The sequence below is a fragment of the Hydrophilobacter chitinilyticus genome (genome assembly GCF_049860745.1).
In the GTDB taxonomy this organism is placed as follows: domain Bacteria; phylum Pseudomonadota; class Gammaproteobacteria; order Burkholderiales; family Burkholderiaceae_C; genus Rhodoferax_B.
In genome coordinates this window covers 1649635-1663350 of the sequence record NZ_CP187561.1, presented here as the reverse complement: position 1 = coordinate 1663350, position 13716 = coordinate 1649635, and the positions used below count along the sequence as shown (strand labels likewise).

Below are 13716 nucleotides of genomic sequence, written 5' to 3'. Positions count from 1 at the left end.
TAGCCACCATGAAACTCGACCCCGTGTCCCTGCGCCTGTTCGTCGCGGTGATGGAAGAAAACACCATCGCCCGCGCCAGTGCGCGCGAGCACATTGCCCCGTCTGCCGCGAGCCGCCGTTTGTCTGAGCTGGAGTCCGCGCTGAAGGTGGAGCTGTTCACGCGCAGCAACAAAGGTGTGGAGCCCACCGCCGCCGCCTTCGCCCTGCTGAACCTGGCGCGCGGCGTGCTCAACGACTTGGACGGCATTGCCAGCCAGATGCGCGACTACGGCTCAGGTGCGCGCGGGCACGTGCGTGTTGTGGCCAACATCTCGGCCATCACGCAGTTTCTGCCGCGCCAGATTCAGAGCTTTCTGGCACTGCACCCGCAGGTGGACGTGCGGCTGCAAGAGCAGATCAGCACGGCCATTGCCCACTCAGTCGCCGAAAACGCCGCCGACGTGGGCATCTTGAACGCCGGCAACTACGGCGAAAAAGTCACCCTGCTGCCCTATCGCAGCGACGAATTGGCGCTGGTGGTACCGGTGGGCCACGCGCTCGCCCGGCGCAAGTCGGTCAGGCTGACCGACGCACTGGCCTACGACTTTGTCGGCATGCACCCCGGCAGCGCCATCAACAACGTGCTGACGCGCGCCGCCGCCGAGGCGGGCCTGCCGCTGAAGCTGCGCATCCAGGTGACGAGCTACGACGCGCTGTGTTTGATGGTGGTGGCTGGCCTGGGCGTGGGCGTGTTGCCACGCGGCAGCGCGGCGCTCTACAGCGCGCTGGCCATCCGCACCGTGCCGCTGGCCGAGCCCTGGGCGGTGCGCCAGTTGGCGCTATGTGTACGGTCGGAAGAATCCTTATCCAGTGTGACGAGGCTGCTGGTCGATCACTTGCGCGACAAAGCCTAGCCCGCGTCAGCAAACACCAACAACGTAGGACGCCACCGCATGGCGCAGGCGAGGCAAACCATGCAGAATGGAACGCAACTGGTCGCCCCCTCGCCCGCCACGCTCCCCACTTTGAGGCGTTAGAAAAAGTATGTCCTCCCGGCAAAGCAAGTTCCTGAATTTGCGCATATCGCCATGGGTGGGCGCGTTGCTCTATCTCACCATTGCCGGCTTCTGGATTGCGGGTGGCGACTTCTGGCTGGACCACGTCTCTGACGTCAACGCCCCCGAGCACAACTGGCTGCACGCCGTTGTGGACACCTCTTTCCTGACCGTCACCACGCTTTTGGTGTGGTGGATGTTGCGCCGCGCCAGCGCCGTGTGGCGCTCACAGCACCAAAGCGCCGTGCAGTTGCAGCAACTGGTGGAATCCATCCCGGACCACGTGTTCATCAAAGACCCGCAGGGCCGTTTTGTGCAATGCAATGTGCCGGTGGAGAGCCTCTTGGGCGCGAAGATCGAAGACATCATCGGCCACACCGACGACGACTTTGTGCCCGCCGAGCTGGCCGCGAGCTTTCGCGCCATGGACCGGCAGGTCATGGGCCAGCGCACCCCCGTGCGTTTTGAAGAATGGGTACGCAACCACCTGGGCGACGAGGTGCTGCTGGAAACCACCAAGGCCCCGCTGTTCGACACCAACGGCGACATCTTCGGCGTGCTGGGTGTGTCGCGCGACATCACCGCCAGCCACCACGCGGCGGAGAAACTGCGCGACAGCGAAGCACGGTTACGCGCCATTGTGGAGGCCCTGCCCGACCGCCTGTTCCTGGTTGACCAACACGATTGTTTTGCCGCGGTGTGGGCGCCGGACGAACGCTTGTTGTCGCGCCCGCCGCAGCAGTGGATTGGCCTGGATGTGTCGGCCATGCTGCCCGCCGACATGCTGAAACGTGCGCGTACCGCGCTGGTAGACGCCCGGCAAGGCCAGCCCTGCCAGGTGTTCACCGAATCCTTCGTCACACAAACCGGCACCCGCTGGTTTGATTTACGCGTGGTGGGCGCAGGCAACGGTCAGGTGCTGGTGCTGGCGCGCGACATCACCGACGACCAGCGCACACAGGAAAACCTGCGCGTGGTGGGCACCGTGCTCAGCAGCACCCAAGAGGGCGTGATGATCATCGGCATCGACGGCCTGATCCGCAAGGTCAACCAGGCGTTCACACAACTGATGGGCTACAGCGAGGCCGAAGTGGTGGGCCGTTCACCCGCCTTGTTGCGCACGCCGCACCACCACTCGCCCGCGTATTTTGAGGAGATGCGCACCATCGTCGACAGCACCGGCTCGTGGCGCGGCGAGATCTGGCACCGCCGCAAAGACGGCACGGTGTTCCCGGCCACGGTGTCGATGAATACGGTCTATGACACCCAGGGCGAGGTGACGCACAACGTCGCGGTGATCACCGACACCTCGCGCCTCAAGGCCTCGGAAGCCGAACTGGCCCACTTGGCGCACCACGACCCGCTGACGGATTTGCCCAACCGTTTGCTGTTCTTCAGCCGCCTGGAGCACGCGTTGAAAGACGCCACCCGTGCCGATGCGCAGTGCGCCGTGCTGGTGCTCGACCTGGACCGTTTCAAAGACGTCAACGACAGCTACGGCCACGCCGCTGGCGACGAGTTGCTGCAGCACGTGGCCCAGTGCCTGCAGTCGCGCCTGCGCCGCGCCGACACCTTGGCGCGCCTGGGCGGCGACGAATTCGCGCTGCTGATGGAAGACCTGCCCCACCCCAACGACGCTGCACGCCTGGCCGGCGAGCTGATTGCCGCGCTCACCGAGCCCTGCCACCTGAGCGTGGGCGCCGAAGTCAGCGCCGGCGCGAGTGTGGGCATCTGCCTGTTTCCCCAACACGGCCATACGCCGCAGGCGCTGCTGCAAGGCGCCGACGCCGCCATGTACCGCGCCAAAGCCGATGGCCGTGGCCTGTATGTGTTCTACAGCGACGACATGACCCACGCCGCGCGCGAGCGCCTGAGCCTGGAGTCACGCCTGCGCCGCGCGCTGGCCGAGGGGCAGTTCTGCCTGCACTACCAGCCGCAGGTGGACATTGCCACCGGCCGCATCATCGGCGCGGAAGCGCTGGTGCGTTGGCACGACCCGGTGGAGGGTTTGATTCCGCCCGCGCGCTTCATTCCTGTGGCCGAGACCACGGGCCTGATCCGCGAACTCGGCGCCTGGGTGCTCGAAGAAGCCTGCCGCCAGGGCCAACGTTGGCGCGCCGCCGGCCTGCCGCCGCTGCGCATCGCCGTCAACGTGTCGCCGCGCCAGTTCCGCCACGCCGACTTGGCCACGCAGGTCACCCAGGTGCTGCAACGCACGGGCTTCCCGGCAGAGTGGCTGGAGCTGGAGCTGACCGAAAGTGCACTGATGGAGCGCGAAGCCGAAGCTTTGGAAACCCTGCAGCGCCTGCGCGCGCTGGGCATCGGCCTGGCGATCGACGACTTCGGCACGGGCTATTCATCGCTTGCCAATCTCAAGCGTTTTCCGTTGGATGTGCTGAAGATCGACCGCGGCTTTATCGCCGACATACCCACCGAAGCCGATGACATGGAGATCGCCTCGGCCATCATCGCCATGGGCCACAGCCTGGGCATTCTGGTGCTGGCCGAAGGCGTGGAGACACCCGAGCAGTTGGCGTTTTTGAGCGGGCGCGGCTGCAACCTCTACCAAGGCTACTTGCGCAGCCGCCCTGTGCCGGCGGATGTATTTGCACGGCTGCTGGATGAGCCGCACACACCCCACATCACCTACATGATTTAGGCGAAATCATTTAAGCCACTTGTCCGCCACCTGCTTCACGCCGCCACGGCTGTCCAGCAAGCTCCAGACGAACGACATCACGCGCGAGTAGTCGGCATCGTCCTTGGGCAACATGAAACCCAGGGTGTTGGGCGGCGTCAGCGGCTGTTGAACAAAGGCTGCGTAGAGCCGTGGGTCGGCCTTGGCGTAATACAGCGCCTCGTAGGTTTCGGTGATCATCACGTCGCCCTTGCCCTCGGCGATCAGCGCGGGAATCTCGGCGTTTTTGTCGTGTGTGCTGACCTGCGCGGCCTTGAGGTTCTCCAGCACAAAGGTCTCATTGGTGCCGCCAGGGTTCTTGATGACACGCACGCCGGGCTGGTTCAGGTCGGCCAGCGCACGGAACTTGTCCTTGTCGGCCGCACGCACCAGCGCCACCTTGCCAAACGGCGCATAGCCCGGGAGCATTTCAATCTGGCGAATGCGCGTGACGTTGCGCGTGATGCCGCCCACGGCCACGTCGAACTTGTCGGACTGGATGTCCTTCATCAAGTTGGGCCAGGTGGTGGGCACATATTCGATCTTCACGCCCAGCTCTTTGGCCATGGCCTCGATCAGGTCGATGTCGTGGCCGGAGTAGCCCGCATCCGTCTTGATGGCGAAGGGGCGGTAGTCGCCCGGCGTGCCCACGCGCAGCACCTTGCTGTCCATGATCTTGTCCAGCCGCGGGCCGGCGTGTGCTGGCGAGGCCAGCGTCGTGAGCGCCAACGCGGCGGCGGCAACCAAAGACAGGGTGGTTTTATGGAGCATGGAGAAAGAGTCCTTGAAGAATAAACAATGAGGCCTGCCGCTGCTGTAGCGTCACCTGGGCAGGCGCATGTTTAAATTTAGCAAGGGGTGTGCCACTGCCACAAGGCGCTGAAACCCCTATGCCGTCTGCGTTTCCCCCGAAAAAACCGCTAAGGCCACCCAGGCTGCAAAGGCTGGGCCGTGCCGGGAATTGGCAAGGCGTGGACAATCGGGGGCTGCGCTTCTTTCACCTGCCATGCTCCCGCCCCTCAAATACCTCGCCGCCTACCCGTCGCATGTGACGGACCAGGTGCAACACCTGCTCAGCCAAAACAAGCTGGGCGACCTGCTGCTGCGCAAGTACCCGCGCCAGCATGGCGTGCGCACCGACAAGGCGCTCTACGACTATGTGCAAGACCTGAAGAGCGAATACCTGCGCGGCGCAGGCCCAGTGCACAAGGTGGCGTTCGACAGCAAGCTGCACGTGATCCACCACGCGCTGGGCACCCACACCACCGTGGCGCGGGTGCAGGGCAACAAGCTCAAAGCGAAACACGAAATCCGTGTGGCCACGCTGTTCAAAGAAGTGCCCGAGCCGTTTTTGCGCATGATCACCGTGCACGAACTCGCCCACCTCAAAGAGCGCGGGCACGACAAGGCTTTCTACCAACTGTGCACCCATATGGAGCCCGACTACCACCAGTTGGAGTTCGACGTGCGCCTGTACCTCACGCAGGTGGAGCAGGCTGGCAAACTGAGCTGGCCCGAGAACTAAGTCATGTTGTGGGACATCTTCTGCGAGGTGATCGACAACTACGGCGACATCGGCGTGTGCTGGCGACTCAGCACCGACCTGGCCGCACGTGGCGAACAAGTCCGCCTGTGGGTGGACGACCCGCGCGCATTGGCGTGGATGGCGCCGCAGGGCTGCCCCGGCGTCAGCGTGCACACATGGCATACGCCCATGCCCGCCGAAGACCTCAAGGGTCTACCGCCCAGCCAGGTCTGGGTGGAAGCCTTTGGCTGCGAAATCGCTCCTGAGTTCGTAGCTGCTTTCGCTGGTGCAAAAAGCGTGGAAGGCCAAATTAGCTCTAAGCCGCCGGTCTGGATCAACCTCGAATATCTATCGGCCGAAAGTTACGTCGAGCGCAGCCACGCCCTGCCCTCACCCATCATGCGCGGCCCTGCAGCGGGTTGGACGAAGTGGTTCTTCTACCCCGGCTTTACTGCGCGCACCGGCGGCCTGCTGCGCGAGCCCGATCTGCTGGAGCGCCAGGCGGCGTTCGACCGCCAAGCCTGGCTGATCAAGTTATGGCCGAAGTGCCTGCCCGATTCGGCGCCGCCCCCCGACAACGCCCAACTCGTTTCGCTGTTTTGCTATGAGCCCGCCGCGCTAGTCGACCTGCTGCTGCAGCTCGACAGCGGCCCCACGTCCACCCACCTGCTGGTGACCGCTGGCCGCGCCAGCCAAGCCGTTCGCCAAAGTCTTTTAAGCCAACAGTGGCTCGAGTGCACATCTGATAAGCGCAGCAAGCTATCAATTTCATATCTCCCCAGCCTGACGCAGCGCGACTTTGACCACCTGCTGTGGGCCTGCGACCTAAACTTTGTACGCGGCGAAGACTCGCTGGTGCGCGCCTTGTGGGCGGGCAAGCCGTTCGTCTGGCACATCTACCCGCAGCCCGAGGACGATGCCCACCACGCCAAGCTCGAAGCGTTTTTGGAAACGGTGCAAGCCCCCGAATCGCTGCGCCAATGGCACCGTGTGTGGAACGACGCCACACCAGGTGCGCCCTTGCCGGGATTGGCGCAAAACCAGGCTTCTTGGGCCCTGGCCGCTACAAAAGCGCGTGCCCAAGCCCTACCGCTGACCGAGCTTACCGGCCAGCTTATTCATTTCGTGCAAGAAAAACGATAAAATTCAAGGCTTTGCGAAAACCGCCCGCCGCCCGCCCCAGCCCTGTGTTGAGAGCTAGCGCCGAGCCTGCCGACATATTGGCCTGTGTTCGCACCGAGTTTTGCTTTCCTCACCGCCGCGTACATGCCTCGAAACAGAAGCGTCGCACGGCCCAAACCCTAGAAAACAGCTATGAAAATCGCTCAAGAAATCCGCGCCGGCAACGTCATCATGCACGGCAAGGACCCCATGGTCGTCCTGAAGACCGAATACAGCCGCGGCGGCCGCAACTCTGCCACCGTGCGCATGAAGCTCAAGAGCCTGATCGCCAACTTCAACACCGAAGTGGTGTTCAAGGCCGACGACAAGATGGAACAAATCGTTCTGGACAAGAAAGAGTGCACCTACTCTTACTTCGCTGAACCCATGTACATCTGCATGGACACCGAATACAACCAGTACGAAGTCGAAGCCGAAAACATGGGCGACGCACTGAACTACCTGGAAGACGGCATGGAACTCGAAGTCGTGTTCTACGACGGCAAGGCCATCTCGGTTGAACTGCCCACCAGCGTGCAGCGCGAAATCACCTGGACCGAACCCGCCGTCAAGGGCGACACGTCCGGCAAGGTGCTCAAGCCCGCCAAGATCGCCACCGGTTTTGAATTCGGCGTGCCAATCTTCGTGGCCCAAGGCGACAAGGTTGAAATCGACACCCGCACCGGCGAATACCGCAAGCGCGTTTAATCGGCTTCTGCAGTCGCAAAAAAAGCTCCTGACCAGGAGCTTTTTTTGTTTGCGACCCCGCAGAGATGTCGGGGTCCTGAAAGTGGCGAAATCAGCCACCTCATCAGCCACCTACCGCACACTTATTCAGTCGATGACTGCTGCGCCTGCTTGCGGCGGCTTCCCGCCCAACCCATGCCGAGCAAACCAGTCAGCATCAACGCCAAGCCCGCAGGCTCGGGCACGTTGTTGGCCAAGCGGGCCGTCGAGGTGTGGAACAGCGTGATGTTGTCCAGCGAGCTGCCGTAAGAGTCCGACGTACCGGTAGCAAAGAACGAGAGCAGCGAGGTGGCGCTGTCTGCCACAAATGTGGTTTCGTAATAGTGCCAATCGTTGTCTGAAGTGGCGTTATAGGCCAGCACAGGAGCCAGGCCGGTCAACGAGCCCAGCGACCAGCCCAAGCCATTGCTGGCCACCGATACATAGCTGCGGTTGGAGTAGTAGAAGCCCAGCGTGTAGGCGTCGCCCACAATGGTGTTGATGCTTTGGCTAATCTTGCTGTTCGCGCTCACATCCAACTCAGCAAAGATCGAGCCGTTTTGCGCTGTACCGACCACGTTGTTGCGTAGCTCAAGACCGTTGCGGTCCAGCGTCCAACCCGAGATGCCAGTGAAGACCTGCGTGTATTGAGAGGTGGAAGGCTTGGTTGCAGAACCAGGCGTGAAAATTTCAAAGCTGCCGTTTTGCACTAGATTCACCGGAGCTGCAGAAACCAAAGGCGCCACGGTGGTGGCAGACAGTGCGAGACCTAAAGCGAGCAAATGACGGTTCATGACAAAGTTTCTAAAAGGCAGCGCGAGGAGTAAAACACGCTGTAAATTGACGAGTAGTAACGCAACTGAATTGTTTAACAACGAGTTACAGCTCGATATGCATTAGTTCACGGTCGCCTCGCAAGCGGCCGGACATAGTTCACGAATGGACTAGCGACATACTGCGTCGGCCGCGCAGCTTGCAAGCAAAAATAGCCAACCTTCACATCGGCATCAGCAGCTTCGTTTCGTCAAAGGCCTGTTCGCGAAGGATTGGCTTAACCCGCACCACTTTTTTCTGACCCCAACTCACCCATGTCCATACCCGAAAAATCAGTTGCCCACTTCACACCCAAGGCCATCGTCCCGACGGCCGAGCAACTGGCTGTGCAGATCAGCCCGGCACGGATGGCCATCGTGGAAGCCAACGCGGGCGCCAGCAAAACCACGGTGCTCGCCCTGCGCATGGCAGAAGCCTGGACACGCGGCACGCGGCCCGAGCAGATTTTTGCGCTGACCTACACCGACGCTGCACGCCAGGCTCTGCAAGGCGCGCTGAAGAAAATTGGCGTGCCGGCGCCTGTGATCCACACGCTGCGCATCCAGACCTTCGAGGCGTTTTGCACCCAGGTGCTGCTGGAACTCGAAGGCGAAGCCGTGCCGGTCTACACCGAGGCAGAGCAGTTCAGTCCGCTGATCTGGCAAGCCGTGGAAATGGTGGCCGACCAGCCGAATGAGCGCTGGCCGGATGCACTGTTGATTCCCACGCTAGGCGACCACGGTATGACGGACGTCTTCTTGCAGCAGAGCGAAGTTCTCAAGGGCACGCTGCGCGACCTGCTGGAACGCGACGAACAACGCGTGGACACCGATTACGCGGAGTCGATCGGCTGCGAATACACGCAGCTCAAAATCTACCTGGCGTTGGAACGCCTGCGAACGGCCAACCCCGAGCGCCCAGCTTTTCGCGGCCCCCACGACGCTACCTACGACCTCGCGAGCCTGCTGTTGCGTGACGACCCCGTAACCCACACGCGCGCCTGGCCCAGCGCCATCAAGGTGCTGGTCGTCGACGAAATGCACGACATGAACCAAGCCATGTTCACGGTGCTGCGGCAACTGCTGACCACCAACCGCTGCTTCTTTTGCGGCGTGGGCGACGTGGACCAGGTGATCCACAAGGCCACGGGTGCCGACGCCAAATTCATGCGCGACGAACTGCTGCAGTTGAGCGTGACCGTGGGCCATCCGGTCACACGCTACCCGCTCACGCACAGCTTTCGCTTCAGCCCTGCGCTGGCACGCCTGGCCGGCAAAATCGCCAACAAGCCCTACGCTTCGCTGGCCCCCCATCCCACCACCGTCGCCGTACAGCACTACGCCGACAACGCCGAGGGTGCACGCTTGGTGGTGCAAGAGGCGCAGCGCTGGAAGGCCGGCGCACCGGCCAGCAAAAGCCGCATGGAAGGCCTGGCGGTGCTGCTGCGCCACCCTCACCAATCGGTGCAGATCGAAAACGAGCTCATCGAGGCCAGCATCCCGTATACCACACGTGGATTCGACAGCTATGTGCTGCGCCCAGAGGTGCTGTTTGTGCGTGGCTTGCTGGCCGTAGCCACCGACGATTTGCGCAGCGTGACGGTGGAGCGCACGCGCGCACTGGTTATGCGCGCGTTAGTCTTCTTTGCCGAGTCACGCATCCAGGTGGAAGGCCGCGAGGACGAATCGCAGCAGGCGCTGCTGGAAGACGCCGTGCGCAGCGTGACCGAAGCCCCGTCTTTCCTGACGCACTTTTTCGACAACCAGGTGCTGCGCAACGCCCCCAACACCACACGCCGGCGCCTGAAGGAAACCGTGGAACTGATCCGCAACTTCAACTCTCACCACAACAGCGGCCCGGGTTTGCTGGAAGCGATGCTGAAGACGCTAAACATCCACGCGCTGATGAACAACGTGCTGCACTCGCGCCTGCGCCGCAGCGAGGCCGAGTCCAATCTGAACTGGCTGGCCCAGGCGGCAGAACGTTTTGCCAGCCCGGCAGAGTTCTTTCAACACCTCAACACCATCGAGCAACAGCAGCACACCCACGCGGTCACCAAGGGCGGCAAAGCCATTGCCAAACCGAGCAGCCTGCTGCTGGCCAGCATCAGCAGCGTGAAAGGTTTGGAGTTTGATGCGGTGGTGCTGCCCTACCTGGCCCAAGGGGAGTTTCCCGCACCTGACGCGGAAGCCGTGGAGGAGCAGAACACGTTCTACGTGGGCATGACACGCGCGCGGCAGTCGCTCACGCTGTTGGCCAGCACACAACGGCCCAGCGCATTTGTGGCTCAGCCGGCTTCAGCGCAGGCTGAATGACAAAGCGCCCGTCACCGGATGGTCTACGGGCGCCTATGCATTGAAGCATCGCAAGAGTTTTTAAGGCGTGTCGGGAATCAAGCGTTTGCCTAGGCTTGCGCTGGCATCGGCCGTGAAGCCGAGCTTCTCATAAAACGAAATCACACCCACATTGGTGTTGCGCACTAGCAGGTTGATTTTGGGGCAGCCCATGTCCAACAGCAGGCGCTCGACTTTGGCCACCAAGCGACGGCCTAGCGCCAAGCGTTGCGCGCTGGGCGCCACAGCCAGGTAGTAGAGCCAGCCGCGATGGCCGTCATATCCCGCCATGGCCGTGCCAACGATGCCGGATGTGTTTTCGGCCACCAGAAACAACTCCGGCTGCACCAGCAACTTGCGCGCGATGTCTTTGTGCGGGTCGTTCCATGGGCGTACCAAATCGCAGGCACGCCACAGGGCGACCACCGCGCTTTCGTCTGCGGGTTGGTAGACCCGCAGCGTGACGCCTAAGGTCAACGACTCAAGGTGGCCGCTGGTGTCGGCGTGAATGCTCACTTGCGCAGCAGCACCTTCAGTGCATTCTGCAAGCGACGCGCAGCCGCATCGTCGGCAGCACCAGCCAACACGTTGGCGGCGTCCTGACCCCAGGTTTGCTCGGGTGCAGGGTCGTTGCGACGCGTCAGCATCTGCAGTTGCAGCATGCGGCGGGCCGACAAATGCTCGGCTGGCGTCGGCACTTCAGCGGCCATTTCTAGGCGCAACAGCGACTGGGCGGCATCACCCTTTGGTGCCGTTTGGCCCAGGGCTTGGGTCCAGGCTTGGCGCGTGGCGGGCGTCATGCGGGAACCGAGTTCCTGCGCGCTTGGCAGCAGCGCTGCATCGCGCTTTTCCCAAGCGGTCAGCAGTTGCGTGAGCGCTTCGCCATGGGCTTGCGCGGCCAGCTTCTTCAGTGCCAGTTGTGCGTGTTCTACAGCTTCGCGTTGCGCACGGAAAGCGGCGTCTCCCAGGCGTGGGCCACGGTCTTCGAACGCGGGGCGGTCGCCAAAGCGGCCACCATCGCGGCCCGGACGTGCATCGCGGCCGTCACGGCTATCGCGGCGCGGCTCGAACTTGTTGTCGCCAGGACGTGCCGCACCACGTGGGCCGTCTTTGCGATCGCCAAACTTGCCGCCGCGGCCTGCGGGTGCGGGCTCGGCCTTCTTCATGCCAGGGCGGTCGTCGCCGCGCATCGCCACCACGGGCTTGCGGGCCACGGTCTTGGGGGCTTCCACTGGCGCTTCAGCCGAAGCTTCTGCTGCGTTTTCAGTAGCACCTTCCGCAGATTCAGCGGGCGCTGCGGTCGCATTTTCCTCAGAACCTTCAGCAGCCGCATCTCCCACTGGCGCAGCGGCCTTGGCTTCGGCTTGGGCAGAAGCTTGGGCTTCGGCGTCGGCCTTGTCGGCTTGTGCGGCGGCCTGGGCTTGCGCCTGGCCACGCAGCGCGGCTTCCAGGTTGGCCATGGCGGTGCGGATCTTGGCCGCATCGCCAGTGGCGTTGGCGCCTTCCAAAGCCTTGGCGGCCTCAAGCACCACGCGGTCGTGTTCGCTCATGGCGCTGGCGGCTTTTTCGCGCTCTTGCGTCTTGCGGTTGAAGGCGTCGTCGATCGGCTTGCGGAAAGCATCCCACAGCTTTTGCTCGTGCTTGCGTTCCATCGGCACGCTTTGCGCCTCGGCTTGCCAGCGGTGCTGCAAGGCCTTCACGGCATCGATGCGCAGCGAAGGTGCTGCGCCCAAAACCTTGGCCTCTTCGATCATGGCCTGGCGGCGTTCGACGCTTTGCTTTTGAATGGCTTCCAGCGGCGCCGCGGCTTGGCCAATGGCTTGTTTCCATTGGCCTTGCATTTCGGCAAAAGCCTTTTCGCCCAGGTGGCCGGCATTGCGCCAACGTTCGCTGAACTGGTGCAGCACGCGGTTGAAGCCTTTCCAGTCACCGTCTTTGGCGGTGGCGTTGTCGGCAGCCCAGGCCTGCACTTCTTCAATCAAGGCCACGCGTTGTGCCTTGTGCTCAGCCGATTCGGCCTTGACCTTTTCGAGCCAGGCTTCAACCACTTTATGGGCTTGGTTGCAGGCTTCGTCAAAACGCTTCCACAGTGCGTGGTTGGGCACGCCGCCTTGGTCGGTTTGTTTCCACTGCTCACGCATTTGACGCAGGGTTTCCTGCATTTTGCGGCCGCCCAGGGCGTGGCCTTCGGGGCGCTTGAGCAGGCCTTCAGCCTTGATCAACAATTCTTCGCGCAGTTGGTCGGCGCGCCAGCGTTGCCAGCCTTCGAGTTCACCAGCGGCGGCCAGTGCGGTTTGCGCGGCGTTGCTGAGTTTTTCGTCGACCAGACGGTTGTGTTCCTTGAGCGCATTGCGCAGTGCAGCAGCCGCGCCGGCGCTGGCTTTGCCGTGGCCTTCTTTGACTTCTTGCTCAACCTTGGTCAGCGCTTCTTGCACGGCTTTGTTGGCGGCTTCGCGTGCGGCGGGGTCGATTGGTGCGCGGGCGGGTTGCGCAGCCTTGGCACGTGCCTCGGCTTCGGTGGGCAGGCCACGCGCGGCGCGCAGCTCGTCGGCCCACATCGCCACTTGCGGCAACGGTGCGGCAGCATCTTCAGCAGCGGCCACGGTTTGCGCGATAGCGGCTTGGAAAGCCTCCCACACCACCAGCAGTTGCGATTTGGAAGCGTCAAGCATGGTGGGGAACTTGTTGTCCACGCTGGTCCAGTTGGCATCTGCGGCCAACGAGGCGGCTTGTTCTTGCCAATGGGCCACGTCGGTGCCCAACAGTTCGAGTGCGGCTTGCGCGTCGCGCCATGGCTTGGTGGACAACACTTCGATGCGCTGCGCCATCAGCACGGCGGCTTCGCGTTGCACTTGCACACGGTGTTGCAGGTCTTCAATGCCCTTGATGCGGTCGGCCAGTTGTACCTTGAGTGTGGCGAGTGGCTCCTTGCTCAGCGGTGCGCCAGCTTTGGCGGCATCGCGCTGCCAGGCCATGGCATCGGCCACGTTCAGCCGTGGTAGCTCCAGAAGCGTGGTGGCCTTGCGCGCCCAATCAGCGGCCAGGCCTTCCTGGCCCTTCGCGCGCTTGATTTCGTCGAGCTTTTCGCGCAATGGCTTGGCGGCACCACGGTCACGCCCGCTGAGCTCTTGAAAGACTTGGCTGATCTGCTCTGCCGTGGGGTTGGTGGCCAACCAGTCGCGAATGCGTTGTGCGCGCTCGCCCGCGGTTTGGGCGGAGAAAGCACCACCGGTCAAGGCGTCCAGCGGGTGCGGCTCTTGGGATTTAGAGGTGGTAGAGGTCACAGCAGTTTGGCTCTCGGGGCTGTTGGCGGGCGTAGATTTGGAGGCGGAAAAACCGAACATGCAATCAATCGTTGGAGAGCGCCCGCTCATTGGGCAGGCGCGCAGGAATCAAAAAAGGGAATCCATCATGAATTTCGCGGACGGCCCTTCAGGCCGTCAGCCC

General features: G+C 62.7%; 10 protein-coding genes. 6 read left to right on the top strand and 4 right to left on the bottom strand.

Features of this window, described 5'->3' with window-relative positions; all coding sequences use genetic code 11:
- The first annotated feature begins 8 nt into the window (after positions 1-8).
- Positions 9-893, top strand: a complete 885-nt coding sequence (locus tag ACPWMG_RS07485) for a LysR family transcriptional regulator (protein WP_483304020.1) — start codon at positions 9-11, stop codon at positions 891-893.
- A 130-nt stretch (positions 894-1023) separates the two neighbouring features.
- Positions 1024-3693, top strand: coding sequence for a sensor domain-containing protein (locus ACPWMG_RS07480; RefSeq protein WP_483304019.1), 2670 nt, complete (start codon positions 1024-1026; stop codon positions 3691-3693).
- Between the two features lie 6 nt (positions 3694-3699).
- Here ACPWMG_RS07480 and ACPWMG_RS07475 read toward each other — a convergent pair whose 3' ends face one another.
- Positions 3700-4482 carry a transporter substrate-binding domain-containing protein gene (locus tag ACPWMG_RS07475; protein WP_483304018.1) on the bottom strand — a complete coding sequence of 261 codons (783 nt, stop codon included), beginning with the start codon at positions 4480-4482 and terminating at the stop codon, positions 3700-3702.
- Between the two features lie 235 nt (positions 4483-4717).
- On the opposite strand from ACPWMG_RS07475, the gene ACPWMG_RS07470 reads away from it, so the two are divergent.
- The 3 genes from ACPWMG_RS07470 to efp all read left to right on the top strand — a co-directional run bounded on the left by ACPWMG_RS07470 (position 4718) and on the right by efp (position 7105).
- Positions 4718-5236 (top strand): YgjP-like metallopeptidase domain-containing protein, encoded by a 519-nt coding sequence (locus ACPWMG_RS07470; RefSeq protein WP_483304017.1) that lies wholly within the window; start codon positions 4718-4720, stop codon positions 5234-5236.
- 3 nt (positions 5237-5239) lie between these two features.
- Positions 5240-6379, top strand: a complete 1140-nt coding sequence (earP, locus tag ACPWMG_RS07465; protein ID WP_483304016.1) for an elongation factor P maturation arginine rhamnosyltransferase EarP — start codon at positions 5240-5242, stop codon at positions 6377-6379.
- A 171-nt stretch (positions 6380-6550) separates the two neighbouring features.
- Complete coding sequence (gene efp, locus ACPWMG_RS07460) at positions 6551-7105, top strand: elongation factor P (RefSeq protein ID WP_422829262.1); 555 nt, start codon at positions 6551-6553, stop codon at positions 7103-7105.
- A gap of 122 nt (positions 7106-7227) precedes the next feature.
- Here efp and ACPWMG_RS07455 read toward each other — a convergent pair whose 3' ends face one another.
- Positions 7228-7917 (bottom strand): DUF642 domain-containing protein, encoded by a 690-nt coding sequence (locus ACPWMG_RS07455; protein WP_483304015.1) that lies wholly within the window; start codon positions 7915-7917, stop codon positions 7228-7230.
- 294 nt (positions 7918-8211) lie between these two features.
- On the opposite strand from ACPWMG_RS07455, the gene ACPWMG_RS07450 reads away from it, so the two are divergent.
- On the top strand, positions 8212-10251 hold the full coding sequence (locus ACPWMG_RS07450; RefSeq protein WP_483304014.1) for a 3'-5' exonuclease: 2040 nt from the start codon (positions 8212-8214) through the stop codon (positions 10249-10251).
- Positions 10252-10311: 60 nt separating this feature from the next.
- Here ACPWMG_RS07450 and ACPWMG_RS07445 read toward each other — a convergent pair whose 3' ends face one another.
- Both ACPWMG_RS07445 and ACPWMG_RS07440 read right to left on the bottom strand, forming a co-directional pair.
- Positions 10312-10785 (bottom strand): GNAT family acetyltransferase, encoded by a 474-nt coding sequence (locus tag ACPWMG_RS07445; RefSeq protein WP_483304013.1) that lies wholly within the window; start codon positions 10783-10785, stop codon positions 10312-10314.
- Entirely contained in the window at positions 10782-13613 is a 2832-nt protein-coding gene (locus tag ACPWMG_RS07440) for a DUF349 domain-containing protein (protein WP_483304012.1), read from the bottom strand. The genes ACPWMG_RS07445 and ACPWMG_RS07440 overlap by 4 nt, the downstream gene beginning before the upstream one ends.
- Positions 13614-13716: the final 103 nt, after the last annotated feature.

Excerpts from the sequence above, each read along its gene's own strand:
- efp (WP_422829262.1), top strand. The coding sequence starts at position 6,551 with ATGAAAATCGCTCAAGAAATCCGCGCCGGCAACGTCATCATGCACGGC.
- ACPWMG_RS07455 (WP_483304015.1), bottom strand. The coding sequence starts at position 7,917 with ATGAACCGTCATTTGCTCGCTTTAGGTCTCGCACTGTCTGCCACCACC.
- ACPWMG_RS07440 (WP_483304012.1), bottom strand. The coding sequence starts at position 13,613 with ATGTTCGGTTTTTCCGCCTCCAAATCTACGCCCGCCAACAGCCCCGAG.
- ACPWMG_RS07475 (WP_483304018.1), bottom strand. The coding sequence starts at position 4,482 with ATGCTCCATAAAACCACCCTGTCTTTGGTTGCCGCCGCCGCGTTGGCG.
- ACPWMG_RS07480 (WP_483304019.1), top strand. The coding sequence starts at position 1,024 with ATGTCCTCCCGGCAAAGCAAGTTCCTGAATTTGCGCATATCGCCATGG.
- ACPWMG_RS07450 (WP_483304014.1), top strand. The coding sequence starts at position 8,212 with ATGTCCATACCCGAAAAATCAGTTGCCCACTTCACACCCAAGGCCATC.
- ACPWMG_RS07485 (WP_483304020.1), top strand. The coding sequence starts at position 9 with ATGAAACTCGACCCCGTGTCCCTGCGCCTGTTCGTCGCGGTGATGGAA.
- ACPWMG_RS07470 (WP_483304017.1), top strand. The coding sequence starts at position 4,718 with ATGCTCCCGCCCCTCAAATACCTCGCCGCCTACCCGTCGCATGTGACG.
- earP (WP_483304016.1), top strand. The coding sequence starts at position 5,240 with ATGTTGTGGGACATCTTCTGCGAGGTGATCGACAACTACGGCGACATC.